Origin of the sequence: Streptomyces sp. NRRL WC-3618, from assembly GCF_001280005.1 — a bacterium.
GTDB lineage: Bacteria > Actinomycetota > Actinomycetes > Streptomycetales > Streptomycetaceae > Streptomyces.
In genome coordinates this window covers 23527-43613 of record NZ_LGDW01000281.1, presented here as the reverse complement: position 1 = coordinate 43613, position 20087 = coordinate 23527, and the positions used below count along the sequence as shown (strand labels likewise).

General features: G+C 70.6%; 21 protein-coding genes. 8 read left to right on the top strand and 13 right to left on the bottom strand.

Going from position 1 to position 20087, the window contains the following annotated elements:
- The first annotated feature begins 44 nt into the window (after positions 1-44).
- The 3 genes from pknB (at position 45) to ADL01_RS22885 (ending at position 3508) form a co-directional block, all read left to right on the top strand.
- The gene (gene pknB / locus ADL01_RS22895) at positions 45-2018 is read left to right on the top strand and encodes a Stk1 family PASTA domain-containing Ser/Thr kinase (RefSeq protein ID WP_053743899.1); all 1974 of its coding nucleotides are present in this window, start codon (positions 45-47) and stop codon (positions 2016-2018) included.
- 34 nt (positions 2019-2052) lie between these two features.
- Positions 2053-2922, top strand: coding sequence for a deoxyribonuclease IV (locus ADL01_RS22890; protein WP_053743898.1), 870 nt, complete (start codon positions 2053-2055; stop codon positions 2920-2922).
- Positions 2923-3034: 112 nt separating this feature from the next.
- Positions 3035-3508, top strand: a complete 474-nt coding sequence (locus ADL01_RS22885; protein WP_053743897.1) for a DUF4396 domain-containing protein — start codon at positions 3035-3037, stop codon at positions 3506-3508.
- 40 nt (positions 3509-3548) lie between these two features.
- Here ADL01_RS22885 and ADL01_RS22880 read toward each other — a convergent pair whose 3' ends face one another.
- On the bottom strand, positions 3549-4196 hold the full coding sequence (locus tag ADL01_RS22880) for a sulfite oxidase-like oxidoreductase (RefSeq protein WP_053743896.1): 648 nt from the start codon (positions 4194-4196) through the stop codon (positions 3549-3551).
- A 185-nt stretch (positions 4197-4381) separates the two neighbouring features.
- Between ADL01_RS22880 and bfr the strand changes: the two genes are divergently transcribed.
- Positions 4382-4861 (top strand): bacterioferritin, encoded by a 480-nt coding sequence (gene bfr / locus ADL01_RS22875; RefSeq protein WP_053743895.1) that lies wholly within the window; start codon positions 4382-4384, stop codon positions 4859-4861.
- A gap of 16 nt (positions 4862-4877) precedes the next feature.
- Here the strand turns inward: bfr and ADL01_RS22870 are convergent, their stop codons facing one another.
- On the bottom strand, positions 4878-5105 hold the full coding sequence (locus tag ADL01_RS22870; RefSeq protein ID WP_234354759.1) for a (2Fe-2S)-binding protein: 228 nt from the start codon (positions 5103-5105) through the stop codon (positions 4878-4880).
- Between the two features lie 169 nt (positions 5106-5274).
- Positions 5275-6627, bottom strand: coding sequence for a class II 3-deoxy-7-phosphoheptulonate synthase (locus ADL01_RS22865; protein ID WP_053743893.1), 1353 nt, complete (start codon positions 6625-6627; stop codon positions 5275-5277).
- Between the two features lie 87 nt (positions 6628-6714).
- Between ADL01_RS22865 and ADL01_RS47860 the strand changes: the two genes are divergently transcribed.
- Together ADL01_RS47860 and ADL01_RS22860 are read left to right on the top strand one after the other, a co-directional pair.
- Entirely contained in the window at positions 6715-6831 is a 117-nt protein-coding gene (locus ADL01_RS47860; protein WP_107090966.1) for a trp operon leader peptide, read from the top strand.
- Positions 6832-6966: 135 nt separating this feature from the next.
- Entirely contained in the window at positions 6967-8880 is a 1914-nt protein-coding gene (locus ADL01_RS22860) for an anthranilate synthase family protein (RefSeq protein ID WP_053743892.1), read from the top strand.
- 106 nt (positions 8881-8986) lie between these two features.
- On the opposite strand, the gene ADL01_RS22855 is transcribed toward ADL01_RS22860, so the two are convergent.
- From ADL01_RS22855 to ADL01_RS22840, 4 genes are all read right to left on the bottom strand, one after another.
- Positions 8987-10015 carry a 6-phosphofructokinase gene (locus ADL01_RS22855; protein ID WP_053743891.1) on the bottom strand — a complete coding sequence of 343 codons (1029 nt, stop codon included), beginning with the start codon at positions 10013-10015 and terminating at the stop codon, positions 8987-8989.
- A gap of 133 nt (positions 10016-10148) precedes the next feature.
- On the bottom strand, positions 10149-10796 hold the full coding sequence (locus ADL01_RS22850; RefSeq protein WP_053743923.1) for a response regulator: 648 nt from the start codon (positions 10794-10796) through the stop codon (positions 10149-10151).
- A gap of 71 nt (positions 10797-10867) precedes the next feature.
- Complete coding sequence (macS, locus tag ADL01_RS22845) at positions 10868-12070, bottom strand: MacS family sensor histidine kinase (protein ID WP_053743922.1); 1203 nt, start codon at positions 12068-12070, stop codon at positions 10868-10870.
- 117 nt (positions 12071-12187) lie between these two features.
- The gene (locus ADL01_RS22840) at positions 12188-12940 is read right to left on the bottom strand and encodes a lysophospholipid acyltransferase family protein (RefSeq protein WP_234354757.1); all 753 of its coding nucleotides are present in this window, start codon (positions 12938-12940) and stop codon (positions 12188-12190) included.
- A 211-nt stretch (positions 12941-13151) separates the two neighbouring features.
- Between ADL01_RS22840 and ADL01_RS22835 the strand changes: the two genes are divergently transcribed.
- Entirely contained in the window at positions 13152-14024 is an 873-nt protein-coding gene (locus ADL01_RS22835) for an alpha/beta hydrolase (protein ID WP_078960696.1), read from the top strand.
- Entirely contained in the window at positions 14017-14610 is a 594-nt protein-coding gene (locus ADL01_RS22830; protein ID WP_053743889.1) for a hypothetical protein, read from the top strand. The genes ADL01_RS22835 and ADL01_RS22830 overlap by 8 nt, the downstream gene beginning before the upstream one ends.
- 88 nt (positions 14611-14698) lie before the next feature.
- On the opposite strand, the gene ADL01_RS22825 is transcribed toward ADL01_RS22830, so the two are convergent.
- The 6 genes from ADL01_RS22825 to ADL01_RS22800 form a co-directional block, all read right to left on the bottom strand.
- A complete protein-coding gene (locus ADL01_RS22825; RefSeq protein WP_053743888.1) occupies positions 14699-15454 on the bottom strand; it encodes an endonuclease/exonuclease/phosphatase family protein in 756 nt (251 codons plus the stop codon).
- Positions 15455-15681: 227 nt separating this feature from the next.
- Entirely contained in the window at positions 15682-16635 is a 954-nt protein-coding gene (locus ADL01_RS22820; RefSeq protein ID WP_053743887.1) for an ROK family glucokinase, read from the bottom strand.
- 150 nt (positions 16636-16785) lie between these two features.
- On the bottom strand, positions 16786-17295 hold the full coding sequence (locus ADL01_RS22815; RefSeq protein ID WP_053743886.1) for a DUF5304 domain-containing protein: 510 nt from the start codon (positions 17293-17295) through the stop codon (positions 16786-16788).
- A gap of 57 nt (positions 17296-17352) precedes the next feature.
- Positions 17353-18528, bottom strand: coding sequence for an ArsA family ATPase (locus ADL01_RS22810; protein WP_053743885.1), 1176 nt, complete (start codon positions 18526-18528; stop codon positions 17353-17355).
- 177 nt (positions 18529-18705) lie between these two features.
- Positions 18706-19146 carry an SRPBCC family protein gene (locus tag ADL01_RS22805; RefSeq protein ID WP_053743884.1) on the bottom strand — a complete coding sequence of 147 codons (441 nt, stop codon included), beginning with the start codon at positions 19144-19146 and terminating at the stop codon, positions 18706-18708.
- 119 nt (positions 19147-19265) lie between these two features.
- Positions 19266-20021: a metallophosphoesterase family protein gene (locus tag ADL01_RS22800; protein WP_053743883.1), complete on the bottom strand. Its 756-nt coding sequence runs from the start codon at positions 20019-20021 to the stop codon at positions 19266-19268.
- Positions 20022-20087 lie beyond the last annotated feature (66 nt).

The window sequence follows — 20087 nt, the reverse complement described above, 5'->3', positions numbered from 1 at the left end:
CCGAAACCGCGGCCTTGTCAGCGACGGCTCGTACACTCACCTGCGTGGATACGACCCTTCAGGACCCTCTCGTCGGGCAGGTGCTCGACGGCCGCTATCGCGTCGACGCGCGGATCGCGGTCGGCGGGATGGCCACGGTCTACCGGGCCGTGGACACCCGCCTCGACCGCGTGCTCGCCCTCAAGGTGATGCATCCGACGCTCGCGGCCGACGCGACCTTCGTCGAGCGATTCATCCGGGAAGCGAAGTCCGTGGCCCGGCTCGCGCACCCCAACGTCGTACAGGTCTTCGACCAGGGCGCCGACGGGTCGTACGTCTATCTCGCCATGGAGTACATCGCCGGCTGCACCCTGCGTGACGTGCTCCGTGAGCGCGGCGCGCTCCAGCCGAGGGCCGCCCTCGACATCCTGGAGCCCGTGCTCGCCGCGCTCGGCGCCGCGCACCGGGCCGGGTTCGTGCACCGCGACATGAAGCCCGAGAACGTGCTGATAGGGGACGACGGCCGGGTGAAGGTCGCCGACTTCGGGCTCGTACGGGCCGTGGACACGGTCACCAACACGACCGGCGCCGTCCTCGGCACCGTCTCCTACCTCGCGCCCGAGCAGATCGAGAGCGGCACCGCCGACCCCCGGGTCGATGTGTACGCCTGCGGCATCGTCCTCTACGAGATGCTGACCGGCGACCAGCCGCACTACGGCGACTCCCCCGCGCTGGTGCTCTACAAGCACCTGCACGAGGACGTGCCGCCGCCGTCGGCCCTCGTACCGGGGCTGGCCCTCGAACTGGACGCGCTGGTCGCCTCGGCCACCGCGCGCAACGCCGACATCCGGCCGTACGACGCCGTGGCGCTGCTGTCGCAGGTACTGGAGACGCGTGGCTCGCTCGACGCCGAACAACTGGACGCCGTACCGCCGCAGGCCGTCGCCTCGGCACACGACAACGCCGAGGACCTGACGAGCGTCATCCCGCGCGCGCTGGCCGTGCCGCCCCTCCTGCCCGTCAACGAGGACGAGTCCCCGGCCGGCGACCGGCAGCTCACCCGGACCAACCCGACCAACCGCACCAGTCTGCTGGGCGCGGTCGGCGCTCCCCCGGCGCCCGCCCCGCCCTCCCGGCGCTCCGCGCGGGCGCGGGGGCGGCGTGCGCCGCTCGCCGTCCTCGTCGCCGTGCTGCTCGTCCTCGGTGTCGGGGCGGGCGTCTGGTACATCAACTCCGGGCAGTTCACGCAGGTCCCGGGGGTGCTGTCAAAGACCGAGGCACAGGCCACGGACCGGCTGACGGCCGCCGGGCTCGAGGTCAGGATCGAGAAGGACTACAGCGACACGGTGGCGCGCGGCGCCGTCATCAGCACGGACCCCGAGGTCGGCGAGCGCATCCGGGACCACGACACCGTGACGCTCACCATCTCCAGGGGCCCGGAGACCGTGCCGGTGCCCCAGCTCGGGGGCTACCGTCTCGACAAGGCCAGAGCGCTGCTGAAGCGGAACGGTCTGGAGCCGGGGATGGTCACCCGGGAGTTCAGCGACGAGGTGCCCCGGGGTTCCGTGATCAGCACCAGCCCGGACGCCGGCACCGAGCGGCGCGCGGGTTCCGCGGTCGCCCTCGTCATCAGCAAGGGCAGCCCGGTGGAGGTCTCCGACGTCACCGGCTCCGACCTCGCCGACGCGCGGGCCGAGCTGGGGCAGGCGGGGCTGAAGGTCAAGGTCGCCGCCAAGACCGTCACTTCGGACGAGTTCGAGCAGGGGCAGGTCGCCGTCCAGTCACCGGAGGGCGGCAGCGAGGCCGAGCAGGGCGACACCGTCACGCTGACGGTCTCCAAGGGTCCGGAGATGATCAAGGTCCCGGATGTCGTGGGCGACAGCGTCGACGAAGCCAAGGAGGCGCTGGAGGGGGCCGGGTTCACGGTTGAGGAGGACCGGGGACTGCTCGGGCTCTTCGGCGACACGGTGAAGAAGCAGTCCGTGGACGGAGGCGAGACCGCGCCCAAGGGGTCGAAGATCACCATCACGATCCGCTGACGGGACGCGGAGCGCCGCGTGACACCCTGAACGGGTGACCAGCACGCAGCTCCGCAACCCCGTCGGCGGCCATGTTCCCGTGGCCGGCGGTCTCCACTCCGTCGGCCTGTCCTACGCCCGCGACCTTCTGGCCGAGACCGTGCAGGTCTTCGTCGCCAATCCGCGCGGCTGGGCGACGCCCGTCGGCAATCCCCGCCAGGACGAGGCGTTCCGCGCGGCCTGCGCCGACGCCTCGATCCCCGCATACGTCCATGCCCCGTACCTGATCAACTTCGGCTCGCACACCGAGGCGACCGTCGAGCAGTCGGTGGAGTCGCTGCGGCACTCGCTGCGGCGCGGGCGCGAGATCGGCGCGCTGGGGGTGGTGGTGCACACGGGGAGCGCGACCGGCGGGCGGGAGCGGGCCGTGGCCCTCAAGCAGGTACGGGAACATCTGCTGCCGCTGCTCGACGAGCTCACCCACGACGACGACCCGTGTCTGCTCCTCGAGTCGACCGCTGGACAGGGCTCCTCCCTCTGTTCGCGCACCTGGGACTTCGGGCCGTACTTCGAGGCGCTCGACGCCCATCCGAAGCTCGGCGTCTGCCTGGACACCTGTCACATCTTCGCGGCCGGACACGATCTGACCGGGCCCAGCGGTATGCACCAGACCCTCGATCTGCTCGTCGACACGGTCGGCGAGGGACGGCTGAAGCTGATCCACGCCAATGACTCCAAGGACGTGGTCGGCGCGCACAAGGACCGCCACGAGAACATCGGCGCCGGCCATATCGGCGAGGACCCGTTCCGCGCGCTGATGACGCACCCCGCGACCGAGGGCGTACCGCTGATCATCGAGACGCCCGGCGGGAAGGAGGGGCACGCGGCGGACGTGGAACGGCTGAAGAAACTCCGGGACGGGTAGCGGCACGGAAACGGACATCGGAAACGCCGGGGAATACCAGGGAATACCCCTGGGGGGTATCTTGCTGGTGAGTGCAGAGACCAGCCGTGACCGCCTGACACCGGGGGTACCCATGGAGCACGAGACACACGCGCACCAGCACACACCGGCCGCCACCTGGGCCATGGCCGCCCAGGCCACCTTGCACTGCCTCACCGGCTGCGCCATCGGCGAGGTGCTCGGCATGGTCGTCGGTACCGCGCTGGGCTGGGGGAACCTGTCGACGACGGTCCTGGCGATCGTCCTCGCGTTCTTCTTCGGCTACTCGTTCACGCTGCGCGGCGTGCTGCGGGCCGGCGTCGGCCTCCGCGCGGCGATCCGTGTGGCACTGGCCGCCGACACCCTGTCCATCGCGGTGATGGAGCTCATCGACAACGGCGTGATCGTACTGTGGCCGGACGCGATGGACGCCGAACTGGCCGACCTGCTGTTCTGGGGCTCGCTCGCGATCTCGCTCGTGATCGCCTTCGTCGTGACGACGCCCGTCAACAAGTGGATGATCGGCCGCGGAAAGGGCCACGCGGTGGTGCACCAATACCACCACTGACCTCAGGACCTCAGAGCTCAGGACCTCAGAGCTCAGGACCTCAGAGCTCGGGGCCGTCCCCAGGCTCCTCCTGGTACGAGTAGCGCTGTTCGCGCCAGGGGTCGCCGACGTTGTGGTAGCCGCGTTCCTCCCAGAAGCCGCGGCGGTCGGCGGTCATGTACTCCACGCCGCGCACCCATTTGGGGCCCTTCCAGGCGTACAGATGGGGCACCACCAGCCGGAGCGGGAAACCGTGTTCCGCGGTGAGGAGTTCGCCGTCCTTGTGGGTGGCGAAGATCGTGCCCTCCGACGCGAAATCGGCCAGTCGGAGATTCGAACTGAAGCCGTATTCCGCCCAGACCATGACATGGGTGACCTCGGGCGCGGGCGGCGCGGCGGCCAGGATCGTCCGCGCCGGAATTCCGCCCCACTCGGCGCCCAGCATGCTGAACTTCGTGACGCAGTGCAGGTCGGCCACGACAGAGGTGTACGGGAGGGCGGTGAACTCCTCGTGATTCCAGCAGTGCTTCTCACTGTCGGCGGTGGCGCCGAAAACCCTGAACTCCCAGCGCTCGGGGCGGAATTTGGGCACCGGCCCGTAATGAGTGACCGGCCAGCCGCGCTGAATACGCTGCCCCGGCGGCAATTCGGGCTGCGCCACCGCTCCTGAATCGCGCTGTCCCGATTCACCTTCCACCGGCTGCCCCATGACTCCATCCTGACAGACCAGGAAGAGTGCGCATGACCAGGCCCGACCAGATTCGATCAAGCCCGGATAATTTGGACTAAGCATGCCCTTACTTACTAAGCACGCACTTACTGGACGATCTTCGACGGCGATGAAATCATGCGGCGGCAACCTCCCCAGTCCCCCGCTTGGAAGGAGCCTCTGCGATGCAGGGCGACCCCGAGGTCATCGAATTCCTCAACGAGCAGCTGACCGCCGAACTCACGGCGATCAACCAGTACTTCCTGCACGCGAAGATGCAGGAGAACTTCGGCTGGACGAAGCTCGCGAAGTACACGCGACACGAGTCGATCGACGAGATGAAGCACGCGGAGATCCTCACCGACCGGATCCTGTTCCTGGACGGTCTGCCGAACTACCAGCGGCTGTTCCATGTGCGGGTGGGCCAGACCCTGACCGAGATGTTCCAGGCGGACCGGCAGGTCGAGGTCGAGGCGATCGACCGCCTCAAGCGCGGTGTCGAGGTCATGCGCGCCAAGGGCGACATCACGTCCGCGAACATCTTCGAGTCGATCCTCGCGGACGAGGAGCACCACATCGACTATCTGGACACCCAGCTGGAACTGGTGGAGAAGCTCGGCGAGGCGCTCTACATCGCGCAGCTCATCGAGCAGCCGGAGAGCTGAGAGCCGCCGCCAGGACTCAGGCGGCTTCGTCCAGCTGTTCGGCCAGGACCCGTCGACCCTCGTCGGCGAGCCCGCGGGTCGGGTAGGCGCCCCTGCCGAGCAGCGCCTGGATGCGCCGTACACACGAGCCGCAGTCCGTGCCCGCCTTGCAGGCTGACGCGATCTGGCGGGGGGTACAGGCGCCGTTCGCCGCATGGCCCTTCACCTGCGCCTCGGTCACTCCGAAGCAGTTGCAGACGTACACGCGGGTCACCTCCCGACGGGATTGCAGTGGTCCAGCCATCCCCAAGATCGGTGAGGCTAACCTAACCTTACCCCGGCTCGCCGGTGCCCGAAAAGTGGTGTGGGGCGCGGATCGTTGTGATCCGCGCCCCATCGCATGCTGTCGTAACAGGCGATCCTGCTCCTGGTCGTTACTGGTCCCGGTACATCTCCGCGACGAGGAACGCCAGGTCGAGCGACTGGCTGCGGTTGAGACGGGGGTCGCAGGCCGTCTCGTAGCGGTGGTGCAGGTCGTCGACGAAGATCTCGTCGCCGCCGCCCACGCACTCGGTGACGTCGTCGCCCGTCAGCTCCACATGGATACCGCCGGGGTGCGTACCCAGCTCCTTGTGGACCTCGAAGAAGCCCTTGACCTCGTCGAGCACGTCGTCGAAGCGTCGGGTCTTGTGACCGGAGGCCGCCTCGAAGGTGTTGCCGTGCATCGGGTCGGTCACCCAGGCCACCGTCGCACCCGACGCCGTGACCTTCTCGACCAGCTCGGGCAGCTTGTCGCGGACCTTGTCGGCGCCCATGCGGACGATGAAGGTCAGCCGGCCCGGCTCACGGTCCGGGTCGAGGCGCTCGATGTACTGCAGCGCCTCCTCGGCCGTCGTCGTCGGGCCGAGCTTGATGCCGATCGGGTTGCGGACCTGGGAGGCGAACTCGATGTGCGCCCCGTCCAGCTGCCGGGTGCGCTCACCGATCCACACCATGTGGCCTGAGACGTCGTACAGCCGCCCGGTGCGGGAGTCGACGCGGGTGAGCGCCGACTCGTAGTCCAGCAGCAGTGCCTCGTGCGAGGAGTAGAACTCGACCGTCTGGAACTCGGCCGGGTCCGTCCCGCAGGCGCGCATGAAGTTCAGCGCGTTGTCGATCTCGCGGGCCAGCTGCTCGTACCGCTGGCCGGACGGGGACGACTTCACGAAGTCCTGGTTCCAGGCGTGCACCTGGCGCAGGTCCGCGTAGCCGCCGGTGGTGAAGGCGCGGACCAGGTTGAGCGTGGAGGCGGACGCGTTGTACATCCGCTTCAGGCGCTCGGGGTCCGGGATCCGGGACTTCTCGTCGAAGTCGAAGCCGTTGACCGAGTCACCGCGGTACGTCGGCAGGGTCACGCCGTCGCGGGTCTCGGTGCCCTTGGAACGCGGCTTCGAGTACTGACCGGCGATCCGGCCGACCTTCACGACCGGCACGGAGGCCGCGTACGTGAGGACGGCGCCCATCTGGAGGAGGGTCTTCAGCTTGGCTCGGATGTCCTCGGCGCCGACGGCGTCGAAGGACTCGGCGCAGTCGCCGCCCTGGAGGAGGAACGCCTCTCCCTTGGCGACAGCCGCCATCCGGGCGCGCAGCTGGTCGCACTCGCCCGCGAAGACCAGCGGGGGATACGACTCGAGCTCCGCAACGACTGCGCGCAGAGCCTCGGTGTCGGGGTACTCGGGCTGCTGCGCCGCGGGCAGGTCTCGCCAGGTGTTGCCAGCGCTCGCGCTGGTCTTAGCGTTCACGGTCACAGCCCCACATTACGGGGTCACGCAGGGCATCCAGCCGCCTGCTCATCAAGTGAGACGGGGATCGCTCGTTCGGGTCCGGTGAGCGGAATGGCCGGTCCGCGCGTCGGTTCACGATCCGCCCGTGGCCCGTGGTGTAGGGTCCGTCGCATGTTCGCGCACTCGACCCAGAACTGGTGGTGGCCCGCTCACTCGGCGGCCCACTGACTGCGCGTACGCAAGACTTCGCGAAGGCCGCCCGAGGGGCGGCCTTCGGTGTTTTCGCGGACTTCCGCGGACCTCCTCGCCCGGCCGTTCCTCCCGATCACTGATCAAGTCATCGATCGATGGAAGAGGAACACGATGCGACTCGACCAGCTCCTGCACGACAATCGACCGTTCGCCCTGCTCAGCCGCCGCACGCCCGGCCACGACCACTCCGTGGTCGAACTGCTGATCGGCCCGGTGACGACGTACGAGCGGCTCGCCGACATCCCCGACGAGGGCCTCGCCCTCATCCCCTTCCGCCAGATCCGCGAGCGCGGCTTCGACGTGCGCGACGACGGCACCCCCCTATCGGTGCTCACGCCCGAGGAGACGTACGCGCTCCCGCTGGCGGAGGCGCTGGCCCAGCTTCCCGCGCATGACGTGCGGGTCGAGGGCGGTGGCTTCGACGTCGGGGACGAGGAGTACGCGGACATCGTGGGGCGGGTGCTGCGGGAGGAGATCGGGCGGGGCGAGGGGGCGAACTTCGTCATCCGGCGGACGTACGAGGGGGAGATCCCGGGGTTCGGGCGCGCCGACGCCCTCGCTCTGTTCCGGCGGCTGCTGGTCGGGGAGCGAGGTGCGTACTGGACGTTCGTCGTGCACACCGGAAATCAGCAAGGGCCCGAAGCGCCTTCCTTGGAAGGGCGGGGGCGGGCGACGGGTGGGCGGACCCTCGTCGGGGCCAGTCCCGAGGTGCACGTGCGGATGTCCGGCGGGACCGTGGTCATGAACCCGATCAGCGGGACGTACCGCTATCCGGCCGGGGGGCCGACCCCCGAGCACCTGCTCTCCTTCCTCGCCGACGGCAAGGAGATCGAGGAGCTGTCGATGGTCGTCGACGAGGAGCTCAAGATGATGTGCACCGTCGGCGACATGGGCGGGGTCGTGGTCGGGCCCCGGCTGAAGGAGATGGCCCACCTCGCGCACACCGAGTACGAGTTGCGGGGACGCTCCTCGCTGGATGTGCGGGAGGTGCTGAAGGAGACCATGTTCGCCGCGACCGTCACGGGGTCGCCCGTGCAGAACGCGTGCCGGGTGATCGAGCGGCACGAGGTCGGTGGGCGCGGCTATTACGCGGGGGCGTTGGCGCTGGTCGGGCGGGACGCGGGCGGTGCCCAGACCCTCGACTCGCCGATCCTCATCCGGACCGCCGACATCGCGCCGGACGGACGGCTGCGGGTGCCGGTCGGCGCCACGCTCGTCCGTGGCTCGGACCCGGCGGGCGAGGTCGCCGAGACCCACGCCAAGGCGGCCGGGGTGCTGGCGGCGCTGGGTGTCGTACCGGGAAGGCCCCGGGAGACGGGCGTACGGGCGCGGCTCATGGACGATCCACGGGTGCGTGCGGCCCTGGACGGTCGGCGGGGCTCGCTGGCGCCGTTCTGGCTGCGGATGCGGGAGCGGACCCAGGAGCTGACCGGACACGCGCTGGTCGTCGACGCCGAGGACACCTTCACGGCGATGCTCGCGCACGTCCTGCGCTCGTCGGGCCTGGAGGTGACCGTGCGGCGCTACGACGAACCGGGGCTGCGGGAGGCGGTCCCGGGCCACGAGGGGCCGTTGGTTCTGGGGCCCGGCCCGGGTGATCCGGGCGACCTGGCCGACCCGAAGATGCGGTTCCTGCGCGAACTGACCGCCGAGGCCGTCCGGGACCACCGGCACGGCGTCCTCGGGGTCTGCCTCGGGCACGAGCTGATCGCGGCGGAACTGGGGCTGGAGATCGTACGGAAGGAAGTGCCCTACCAGGGCGCGCAGACGGAGATCGATCTGTTCGGGCGGACGGAGACCGTCGGCTTCTACAACAGCTTCGTGGCGCGCTGCGACGACGAGGCCGCCAGGGAACTGGCGGCGCACGAGGTCGAGGTCAGCCGGAGTGCGAGCGGTGAGGTGCACGCGGTGCGGGGCCCCGGTTTCGCGGGCGTCCAGTTCCACCCGGAGTCGGTGCTGACGCTGAACGGGCCCGCTGTCGTACGGGAGTTGGTGGCGGGGGTGCAGTCCCTGCGGACGCGGTAGGTTCGCGCCCCTGAGAAGCGCCGGGCGCGGCCCGTGCTTCTCAGGGGCGCGGGGCTGTGTCGAATTGCGGCTCCGCCGCGTGGGCGCGCGCAACCACCCACCGCCCTCAGCCGAAGAACACGCCGACCTCGTCGTACAGCTTCGGGTCGACCGTCTTCAGCTTCGCTGTGGCCTCCTCGATCGGGACGCGGACGATGTCCGTGCCGCGCAGGGCGACCATCTTGCCGAAGTCGCCGTCGCGGACCGCCTCGATGGCGTGCAGGCCGAAGCGGGTGGCGAGCCAGCGGTCGAAGGCACTGGGGGTGCCGCCGCGCTGGACGTGGCCGAGCACCGTGGTGCGCGCCTCCTTGCCGGTCCGTTTCTCGATCTCCTTGGCCAGCCATTCGCCGACGCCGGACAGGCGCACGTGTCCGAAGGAGTCGAGGGACTGGTCCTTGAGCACCATGTCGCCGTCCTTGGGCATGGCGCCCTCCGCGACGACCACGATCGGGGCGTACGAGGCGCTGAAGCGCGAGGTCACCCAGGTGCACACCTGTTCCGTGTCGAAGCGCTGTTCGGGTATGAGGATGACGTTGGCGCCGCCCGCGAGGCCGGAGTGGATGGCGATCCAGCCGGCGTGGCGGCCCATCACCTCGCAGACGAGGACGCGCATGTGCGACTCGGCGGTGGTGTGCAGTCGGTCGATCGCCTCCGTCGCGATGCCGACGGCGGTGTCGAAGCCGAAGGTGTAGTCGGTGGCGGACAGGTCGTTGTCGATCGTCTTCGGTACGCCGACGACCGGAATCCCGTGCTCGCCGGTCAGCCGGGCCGCGACTCCGAGGGTGTCCTCGCCGCCGATCGCGATGAGCGCGTCGACCTCCTGCGCGGCGAGGTTCTCCCGGATACGGGCGATGCCGTTCTCCTGCTTGAGCGGATTGGTCCGCGAGGAGCCGAGGATGGTGCCGCCGCGCGGGAGGATGCCGCGTACGGCGGGGATGTCGAGGCGCACGCTCACGCCCTCCAGCGGACCTCGCCAGCCGTCCCGGAAGCCGACGAAGTCGTACCCGTACTCCTGTACGCCCTTGCGGACGACGGCCCGGATGACGGCGTTGAGCCCGGGGCAGTCGCCGCCTCCGGTCAGTACTCCGACGCGCATGGATATGTCCCTTCGCCGCGGGTTCCTGACGAAGGATCAGTGTGACGCGCGTCTCACTCGGCGTCGAGGCTCCTCACGTGTTCTCAAGGGTTCTCGCCCTTCGTCGCCCCTTATCGCCCGTCGTGACTCGTCGTCACTCGTCGTCCAGGCCGCGCTGGATCGCGTACCGCACCAGTTCCACCCTGTTGTGCAGTTGCAGCTTGCCCAGGGTGTTCTGAACGTGGTTCTGGACCGTGCGGTGCGAGATGACCAGGCGTTCGGCGATCTGCTTGTAGCTGAGGCCCTTGGCCACCAGCCGCAGGACCTCCGTCTCGCGGTCGGTGAGCTGCGGGGCCTTGGGCTCGTCGGCGCCCGCCGCCGGGGCCGGCTCGGAGGCCAGGCGGCGGTACTCGCCGAGGACCAGACCGGCCAGGCCCGGGGTGAACACCGGGTCGCCGACCGCAGTACGGCGTACGGCGTCGATCAGTTCCTCGGTCGAGGCCGACTTCAGCAGGTAGCCGGTCGCGCCCGACTTCACCGCCTCCAGGACGTCGGCGTGCTCGCCGCTCGCCGAGAGGACCAGGACGCGCAGGGCGGGGTTGGCCCCGACGACCTCCTTGCAGACCTGGACGCCGGGTTTGGCGGGCAGGTTGAGGTCGAGCACGAGGACGTCCGGTGTGACGGCCCGGGCGCGGCGTACGGCCTGCTCGCCGTCGCCCGCCGTGGCGACCACGTCGAACCCGGACTCGGCGAGGTCCCGGGCGACCGCGTCCCGCCACATGGGATGGTCGTCGACCACCATGACCCTGAGGGGACCCTGAGGCCCTTCCCCGGTCCCGTTCATGTCCCTGCCGCTCTCGTTCCCGGTGTCCGTCATCGTCGCTCCGTCTTCCCCCGTGCCGTTCCGGTGTCCTTCGGTACCGTCAGTTCGACCTCCGTGCCCTGCCCCGGCACCGAGATCAGCTGGGCGTCGCCGCCGAGGTCGCGCAGCCGGCCGCGGATCGACTGGGCCACGCCGAGCCGTCCCTCGCCCTCGGCCTGCGCGAGCCGCCCCTCCGGGATGCCCGGCCCGTCGTCCCGCACGGTCACGACGACGGAGTCCGGCTCGTCCTCGACCAGGATCCAGGTCCGGGCCCCCTCCCCCGCGTGCCTGCGCACGTTGTCCAGGGCGGCGCCGACCGCCGCGGCCAGCTCCTTCGCGGCGGCCCGGGCGAGCGGCACGGGGGCGCCGGGCTCGGAGAAAGTGATCGTCGAGGTGGCGTACGGGACGAGCAGGGCGCGCAGATCCACCGGGTCCGGCGAGTCCGGCATGTCCGGCTGGGACTCCCCCACCCTGTGTACGGCGATGTCCGGCGCCACTGACGCCGGTACGAGGCCGCCGGAGACCAGGGCGCGCAGCGCGACCTCCTGTTCGCCGGCCATCCGGCCCAGTTCCGCCGCCTCGCCGCCGAGTACGGCACCACGCCGCTGCACCATCGCCAGTACCTGGAGGACGCTGTCGTGGATGTCCCGGGCGAGCCGCTCCCGTTCGCGGGTCGCGGCCTCGATCTCCAGGGCGCGGGCGAGGGTGCGCTCGGAGGCGCGGGCGACCTCGACGACGTATCCGATGGCGATGGAGGCGACCCACACCAGGACCACGTTGTGGACGGTGTCACGGGCCGGGGTGCCGCGCTCGACCAGGTTCACGGCGGCGACCAGCGTCGAGGCGAAGGCCGCCCAGCGCCAGCCGCCCTTGATCGCGAAGGCCAGCACGGAACCGGCCGTCCATATCGACGGCAGCGTGGGACCGCCCGAGGCGACCCTCTCGTGGGCGTCGGCGACGGGCGTGAGGAGGATGCCGGCCAGCGCGATGGTGAGGTCGGCGGCGAGGAAACGCTTCGTGCAGCTGGCCGCGTTGGCCACCCTGGGCAGGGTCGCGAGGGTCCAGACGAACAGCACGACGAAGTAGCCGACGGCCACCCAGGGACGGACGAAGCCGTCGTACGCGTTGGCGAAGAACCCGATCGCGTACAGCATCGTCAGGACGCGGTACCCGCTGAGCGCGCGCCACAGCGGCTGCTCGACCGACATCCGCATGACTTTCGGACGCCCGGTCTGTCTGCGCCCGGCTCCGTCGCCCACGACCTTCTCGCGTACGGCCTTCTCGTGTACGGCCATGTCCCCCGCCTCCCCCGAACCCGCCCCCGGGTACTGCTACTTGGTGCCCGACCGGCCCTTCTCCAGGGCCTTCTCCTGGGCCTTCTGCGCCTGCTTCTCGGCTTGTTTCTCCGCCTTCGCCTCTTCGGCGATCCGGCGTTTGGCGGCCGACGCGTAGATGTCGACGTACTCCTGGCCGGAGAGCTTCATGATCTCGTACATGACCTCGTCGGTCAGGGCCCGGAGCACGAAGCGGTCGTGTTCCATGCCCTGGTACCGGCTGAAGTCGAGCGGCTTGCCGATGCGGATGCCCGGGCGCATCAGCTTGGGCATCACCTTGCCCGGCGGCTGGATCTTCTCGGTGTCGATCATCGCGACCGGGATGACCGGCGCCCCGGTGGCGAGCGCCACGCGCGCGAGGCCGCCGGGCTTGCCCCGGTAGAGGCGGCCGTCGGGCGAACGGGTGCCCTCCGGATAGATACCGAACAGCTCACCGCGCTCGAGGACGTCGACACCGCTTTTGATCGCGGCCTCGCCCGCGCCGCGCGCCCCGGAGCGGTCCACCGGGAGCTGGCCGACGCCCTTGAAGAAGGCGGCGGTCATCCGGCCCTTGAGACCGGGCGTCGTGAAGTACTCGGCCTTCGCGATGAAGGTGACCTTGCGGTCGAGGACCGCGGGCAGGAAGAAGGAGTCGGAGAAGGACAGGTGGTTGCTCGCCAGGATCGCCGGCCCGTCGGCCGGGACGTTCTCCAGGCCTTCCACCCAGGGCCTGAAGGCGACCTTCAGCGGTACCCCGACGGAAACCTTCATCGCGCCGTACAACAACCGAGTGCCTCCATAGTCTGTAGATCAGACCTTAACCCGCGGCACTGCCAAAGAGTCCGACGGCCCTGGTCGGTGTCAGTGCGGTCGCGTACGGTGAAGTACGCCTCGAAGTCTCGAGGCTTCCATGCTTGATCACCCACCCCAGTCATTCACCCCACTCACCCCAGTCACCCTTCCCATGAACAGGAGACCGATGGTGCCGGTCCTTCCTGGAGCCGAGCCGTACCGCCATGAGGGCGGGGAGGTCGGAGTCCTCCTCTGTCACGGTTTCACCGGTTCCCCGCAGTCGCTGCGCCCCTGGGCGGAGTACCTCGCCGAGCGCGGACTGACCGTTTCGCTGCCGCTGCTGCCCGGGCACGGCACGCGCTGGGAGGACATGCAGCTCACCGGCTGGCAGGACTGGTACGCGGAGGTGGACCGGGAGCTGCGTGCCCTGCTGGAGCGCTGCACCCAGGTCTTCGTCTTCGGCCTGTCGATGGGCGGCGCGCTGACCCTGCGGCTGGCCGCGCGGTACGGCGACCGGATCAGCGGCATCGTGGTCGTCAACCCGGCGAACAAGGTGCACGGTCTTGCCGCGTACGCCCTTCCGGTGGTGCGTCATCTCGTGCCGTCGGTGGCCGGCATCGTGAGCGACATCAAGAAGGAGGGCGGCGCGGAGGTCGGCTACCCCAGGGTTCCGCTGCACGCGGCGCACTCGATGCGGACGTTCTACCGGCTGGTCGACGGCGAGCTGCCGCAGGTCACCCAGCCGCTGCTGCTGCTGCGCAGCCGAGCCGACCATGTCGTGCCGCCGGCCGACTCGGCCCGGGTGCTGAGCCGGGTGTCGTCCACGGACGTGACCGAGATCGTGCTGGAACAGAGTTACCACGTCGCGACGTTGGACCATGATGCGGACCGGATCTTCGAGGAGAGCCACGCGTTCGTCCTCCGGCTCGCACCCGCGGCCGGTGAGCGGTCCGAGGAGTCCAAGGACTCGGTCGGGCCGGATGCCAGTGAGGTGCGGGGGCCGCACCAGAGCCGGCAGGCAGACCAAGTGGGGCAGCAGGAAGGGACGGCCACGGGTGGCTGAGCACGACTCCGACCGCGAGCCGGAGGAGAAGGGTGTGCCCTTCGACGAGGCGGCCGCGTGGGCCGCGATCGTGGAGGCGTACGGCGACGAGCCGCCGGACCCGCCGGGCGCGAAGCCGTTCAAGTCCGTCGAGGACCTGGCACTGCTCGAACCGGACACGAACGACGACACCGACGCCTCCGTCGACCCCGACCCCAAGGGCAACGCCGACAAGGTCGCCAAGGGCGACGGGCAGCCCGTGAAGCCGCTGGGCAGCTCCGTCGCCTTCGCCCCGGGCGTCGGCGGCCCGCGCGACTACACGACGCCGGACGCGTCGGAGGACGACTTCGACGATGACGACGAGGGCCACTTCGTGCCGCCGGAGCCGCCTCCGCTGCCCGCCGCGGACACGACCGCCCGGTTCGCCTGGCTGGGCGTGCTCGGCGGTCCGGTCCTGCTCCTGCTCGCCGTACTGCTGGGCTGGGACATGACCTGGTGGCTGGCGACGCTGGGCATCGGCGGGTTCCTCGGCGGGTTCGCGACGCTGGTGATGCGTATGAAGGACGACGAGGACGAGGAGGATCCGGGGCGGGGGGCGGTGGTCTGACGACCACGCTCACGCAGCGGCACTCCGAGGGCGGCCCGGACCGGAAGACGGTCCGTGGCTGCCCTCAGTCAGTTCCGGCGGACCGGGCTCAGGAGGCCGGCACGCGCAACGCCGCCAGCACGGGCAGGTGATCCGTCGCCGCCCTCAGGTCCGAGGTCGACACTCCGGGGTGTCCCACCGGCACACCGCAGCCGAGGACCTCGACACCCGGGGTGGCCAGGATCGCGTCGATGCGCTGGTGGGGGTCGGTGGGTGTCGAGGTGTACTCCGTGCCCCAGGGGGCGGTGGCCCAGCAGTCCTGGAGGTCGGTGGCCAGTCGCCGGAAGCCGCGGCCCGTGGGGTGCTCGTTGAGGTCGCCGCCAGCGACCGCGTGCGGTACGTCCAGCGCGGCGAGCCGGTCGAGGAGCAGCCCCGACTGCTCGTACCGCTCCTCCTCGTGCAGGCTCAGATGACAGCTCAGTACGCCGAGCCGGGCGCCCCCGAAGCGGACGACCGCCGTCGCGAAGCCCCGTCGGTGCTGTCCGGGGGTGAGGGGGAGGAGGACGTCCTCGGTGCGTTCGACCGTCGCGCGGAGGGAGCAGAGGAGGGCGGGGCCGGCGGCGGGGGCGCCACCGGAGAGGAGTACCTGGCCGGAGGCGGCCGCGAGGTGGGCGAGTTTCTTGCGCCAGCGGAAGAAGCGGGGGGCTTCCTGGATGAGGACCAGGTCGGGGGCGCAGGCGGTGATGACTCGGGCGAGGGCGGTGGTGTCGTCGCGCATCGAGCGGATGTTGTAGCTGAGGACGCGGATGACGGCGGAACCGTCGGGGTTCGTGTGGGAGTTGGGGAGCGGGGAGGTCGTCGCCATGGTGGTCAAGATACGGAGGGGGGGTGGGGGATGGCGGGAACTCGCCGTGGGGGGTGCGGTAGTTGGCCGCGGGGACGGTCGGTGGGGGCTTGTCGCGCCCGCGCGGCGAAGCCGCACAACTGACACAGCCCCGCGCCCCTTCAGGGCGCGCTGTCTCTTCCCTCGTGACAAAGCCCGCCGTTCCTCTTCCTTGAGGTACGGCGGGCCTGCGGGGGTGAGGGGGGGTTTTACATGATCGGGTCGGGTTCTCTTGCCAGGTCTGCCGCGCCTACCAGGCCTGCCTTGTTGCCCAGTTGGGCGGCGATGACGTCGGCCACCGGGCGCCAGTTGCCGCCCACCAGCCAGCGCTTGTAGGACCTGCGGATGGGGTCGAGGACCAGTTCGCCCTCGTCCGAGAGGCCGCCGCCGACGATGAAGGCGGAGGGGTCGAAGAGGGAGGCCAGGTCGGCGAGGCCCGAGCCGGCCCAGCGGGCCAGTTCACGGTACGAGTCGACGGCGACGGGGTCGCCCTGTCGCGCCGCCATCGAGATGTGCTTGCCCTCGATGCCCTCGGGCGTGCCGTCGCCCAGCGAGAGGAGCAGTTCCGCGTTCTCGGGGGTCGCGTTGGCGCGCTGCTTCGCGTACCGGACGAGGGCGCGTCCCGACGCGTACTGCTCCCAGCAGCCCTGGCTGCCGCAGCCGCACAGCAGCCCGTCCGGGACCACGCGGATGTGGCCGAACTCGGCGGCGACGCCGAAGTGGCCGCGGCGCAGCTTGTTGCCGATGATGATGCCGCCGCCGAGGCCGGTGCCGAGGGTGATGCAGATGACGTTGCGGTGGCCCTTGCCGGCGCCGAACTTGTACTCGCCCCACGCCGCCGCGTTCGCGTCGTTCTCGACGACGACCGGCAGGCCCACGCGTGCCTCGACCTTGTCCTTCAGCGGTTCCTCGCGCCAGTCGATGTTGGGTGCGAAGTAGACCGTGGAACGCTGACGGTTCACGTATCCGGCCGCGCCGATGCCGACGCCCACGATCTCGTGCCCGGCGCGGGCGCCCTCGACGGCGGCGGCGATGGCGTCCACGATGCCCTCAGGCGTGCCCGGGGTCGGCACCTTGTGGGTCGAGAGGATGTTGCCTTCCTCGTCGACCACGCCGGCCGCGATCTTCGTGCCGCCGATGTCGACGCCGATGGTGAGTCCCATGAATCCCTCAGTTTCGGTCGAGCCCCGCTACGGACAACGGTACCCGAGGCCCTGTGGCCGGGGTTTCGTCGTCCGCACGGCGGGGCGGCCTCGCGGGACCCGAATTGAGGCGACTGTCAGCAATTGAGGACTGTCAGTGACGAAGGCCAGTCAGTCCAGGTCGATGCGCTCGCCGGAGCCGGAGCCGGTGCCCTCGCCCCGGTCGTCGCCGTGCTTCCGGCCGCGATCCGCCTCGCGGGTCGTCCAGCGGCGTTCCTGGGACTCGACGGCCGAGCGGTAGGCGGCGAACAGTTCGTTGCCCGCGGCCGCCAGGTGGTCGAAGACGTCCGGGTTGCGTTCGATCACTGGTTCGACGGCGGCCTTGGCCTGCTGGACGACCTGCCGCACCACCTGCTGGGCGGTGCCCTGGGCGACCGCGCCGAGCAGCGGTGACTGGAGGGACGACAGCTTGTCCGAGACGGCGTCGACGAGCTTGCGCAGCTCCTCGGCGGCGGAGCCGGGCGGCGGCCCGTGCTGGGCCCGGCGGCGCGCCTTCTCGGCTTCGAGGTCCTCGGCGCAGGCCTTCGCCCACGCGTCGGAGTCGGTGGCGGGCGTCTCGTACGGCGCCTCGCCGGCGGCCTCCCCGCGAGCGGTGTCGGACGTGGGGCGCTCTTCGCTCATGGCGGGCTCCTGACTACGGTTCGTCTCTTCGACGGTACCCGAATGGACGTACGCGGTTCACCGTGTCTGCGGCCACAGGTCCGGGTCCGGCGTGAACCGGATCCTCAGCTCCCCGTCGCGCAGGGCGGCGCCGGCCACGGTGCAGCGGCGCAGCGCCGAGGGCAGCGCAACGATACGGCGGAACGGGCCGACGGTGAGGACGAGTTCGTCGCCGCGCCTGACCAGGTCGAGCTCGTCGCGTATCGCGCCGGGCAGCGGGATGTGCCACAGGAGCACACCGTCGTCGGCCAGGTGATCGGTGACAGGCCACTCGATGGGGGCGGGGGTCGGGTTGACGCCGGGTGCGCGCAGGGCGGCCAGGTCGTCGGTGCCGTGCGGGTCGTGTCCGAGATGCGGGACCTGGTGGAGGGCGTGCGCCTCCTGCCAGTCCTCCAGGGTCTTGCGCTGCTGCGCGGTGACGGAGGCGAGCCAGGGGTCGGTCGAGGGCTCAGGCAGGACGCGGTTGGCGAGCAGCACGTCCGCGCGCAGGCCGCGCAGGGCGAGTCCGGTGGTGGCGGCGCGTACGGCGTCGGCGCCGGCCGGCCCGGGTTCGGCGACCAGTCGTACGACGGTGTCCCGGTCCTCGACGACCGCGGTGACGGCGGCCAGTTCCACGTCCCAGCGGGCGGCGGCCTCGTACAGCCACTCCGAGGGCATCGGGACGCCGGCGAGACGGCCGAGTACGGGACGCAGGGCGCGGGCGGCCTGGCGCTCGGCGGGCAGGAGGCGGCGCAGGTAGCGGCGCAGTTCGTCGGGGAGGGCGAGCAGGGCGAGGGCCTGCGGGGTGGGCGGGAGGTCGACGACGAGGAGGTCGTACGCCTCCGAGAGCGCGGCGTCGCGCAGGGCGCGCAGGAGGGCGAGTTCCTCGGCGCCGGGCAGCGGTGTGAGTTCCTCGGGGTCGAGCCGGGAGGCGCCGAGGAAGTCGAGGACGTTGGCGCCGCGGTCCTGGAAGGCGGTGAGGTCGGCGCGGAAGCGTTCCGCTGCGTCGGGGCGCCAGGCGGTGAGGTGGGGGGTGCCCGGGACGGGGACGGGGGTGGGGCCGGTGCGGGTGCCGAGGGCGGCGCCGAGGGTGTCGGTGCGGTCGGTGCTGAGGACGAGGGTGGGGGTGCCGTCGCGCGCCGCGGTCAGGGCGGTGGCCGCGGCGAGGGTGGTGCGGCCCGAGCCGCCGGGGCCGGTTACGAGGATGGTGCGCATGGGGGTGAACGGTACCGGTGTTGGCACGCACCCCCTGGGGGCTGCGCCCCCAGACCCCCGCTTCGGCCCTGAAGGGGCCTCGTCCTCAAACTCCCCCAGAGGGGGGACCCCCAGACGGGCTGAAAATCAGCCCCTCCGGCGTTTGAGGAGCGGGGGTTCGGGGGCAGCGCCCCCGAGTTACTTCGGCTCCTCGACGCGCTTCTTCAGGCCCGCCAGCGCGCGGTCGATGATGACCTTCTCCGCCTTGCGCTTGATCATGCCGAGCATCGGGATCTTGACGTCCACCGTCAGCTGGTAGGTGACCTCGGTCGCCCCACCCCCCGCCGGCTTCAGGATGTACGAGCCGTCAACCGCCCGCAGCATCTGCGACTTGACCAGGGTCCACGAGACTTCGTGCTCGCCGGTCCAGGTGTAGCCGAGGGTCTGATCGTCCTTGATCGCGCCGGCGTCCATGACGAGGCGGACCTGCTCGGCGCGGCCCTGGGCGTCGGTCTTGAGGATCTCCGCCTCCTTCACCTCGCCGGTCCAGTCCGGGTAACGGGCGAAGTCGGCGATCACCGCCATCACCTCGTTCGGTGCCGCCTCGATCGTGATGCTCGAACTGGTGAATTCCGCCATCGCCGTGGCTCCTCCAGATGCGGTCCGGTGAGGGAGGTGGGTGCGCACGTATGTGCAGCGTGAAGGCTACCCCGCGCGGGGCAGGCCGTTGTCACCCGGACCGGGGGTCGGCGGCCGGGTCACCATTCGAGCGCCCACGGCTTCCCGCTCCCCGCGAAGTGCCCCACGTTCACGCACTCCGTGGCGCCGATCCGCATCCGCTGGGCCAACGGCTGGTGGACGTGACCGAACAGCGCGTACCGGGGGCGCGTTCGCCGGATCGCGTCCAGCAGCGCACGACTGCCGCGTTCGAAGCGGCGCGCGACCGTGTCGTACACCAGTTCCGGCACTTCCGGCGGAATGTGTGTGCACAGCACGTCGACCTCGCCGACCGCCTCGATCTTCGCCGCGTACTCCTCGTCGCTGAGCTCGTACGGCGTGCGCATCCGCGTCCGGAGGCCACCGCCGACGAAGCCGAAGGTCCGGCCCCCGATCTCCACCCGCTCCCCGTCCAGGACGCGGGTACCCGGTCCGGCGTACTCCGCCCACAGGGTCGGCATGTCGACGTTGCCGTAGGTGGCGTACGTCGGTGTGGGGAAGGCGGCGAACAGTTCGGCGTACTGCTTGCGCACCGCTTTCTCGATCACCGTCGCCCGGTCCGCGCCGACACCGGCCCACAGTTGGGCGCCGAGCTCGCCGGCCTCCTCGAAGCGGCGGGCCGTGCGCAGCGCCACGAGGCGGCTCGCGTTCTCGGCGCCGAAGAGGTCGGGGAAGATGCCGCGCGAGTGGTCGGCGTAGTCGAGGAAGAGGACCAGGTCGCCCAGACAGATCAGGGCGTCCGCGCCCGCACCGGCGACGGCCAGATCCCGCACGTTGCCGTGCACGTCGCTGACCACATGAACACGCGTCTTCTTCAACTGTGGGTTGCCCCGCGGTGAGGGTGCCATGGCGATCAAGGGTAG

Bases quoted from the DNA above. Each gene is read 5' to 3' on its own strand.
- ADL01_RS22885 (WP_053743897.1), top strand. From the start codon at position 3,035: ATGGAGCACGAGACACACGCGCACCAGCACACACCGGCCGCCACCTGG.
- ADL01_RS22880 (WP_053743896.1), bottom strand. From the start codon at position 4,196: ATGGGGCAGCCGGTGGAAGGTGAATCGGGACAGCGCGATTCAGGAGCG.
- bfr (WP_053743895.1), top strand. From the start codon at position 4,382: ATGCAGGGCGACCCCGAGGTCATCGAATTCCTCAACGAGCAGCTGACC.
- ADL01_RS47860 (WP_107090966.1), top strand. From the start codon at position 6,715: ATGGCCGGTCCGCGCGTCGGTTCACGATCCGCCCGTGGCCCGTGGTGT.
- ADL01_RS22860 (WP_053743892.1), top strand. From the start codon at position 6,967: ATGCGACTCGACCAGCTCCTGCACGACAATCGACCGTTCGCCCTGCTC.
- ADL01_RS22855 (WP_053743891.1), bottom strand. From the start codon at position 10,015: ATGCGCGTCGGAGTACTGACCGGAGGCGGCGACTGCCCCGGGCTCAAC.
- ADL01_RS22850 (WP_053743923.1), bottom strand. From the start codon at position 10,796: ATGGTGGTCGACGACCATCCCATGTGGCGGGACGCGGTCGCCCGGGAC.
- macS (WP_053743922.1), bottom strand. From the start codon at position 12,070: ATGCGGATGTCGGTCGAGCAGCCGCTGTGGCGCGCGCTCAGCGGGTAC.
- ADL01_RS22840 (WP_234354757.1), bottom strand. From the start codon at position 12,940: ATGAAGGTTTCCGTCGGGGTACCGCTGAAGGTCGCCTTCAGGCCCTGG.
- ADL01_RS22825 (WP_053743888.1), bottom strand. From the start codon at position 15,454: ATGGCGACGACCTCCCCGCTCCCCAACTCCCACACGAACCCCGACGGT.
- ADL01_RS22820 (WP_053743887.1), bottom strand. From the start codon at position 16,635: ATGGGACTCACCATCGGCGTCGACATCGGCGGCACGAAGATCGCGGCC.
- ADL01_RS22815 (WP_053743886.1), bottom strand. From the start codon at position 17,295: ATGAGCGAAGAGCGCCCCACGTCCGACACCGCTCGCGGGGAGGCCGCC.
- ADL01_RS22810 (WP_053743885.1), bottom strand. From the start codon at position 18,528: ATGCGCACCATCCTCGTAACCGGCCCCGGCGGCTCGGGCCGCACCACC.
- ADL01_RS22805 (WP_053743884.1), bottom strand. From the start codon at position 19,146: ATGGCGGAATTCACCAGTTCGAGCATCACGATCGAGGCGGCACCGAAC.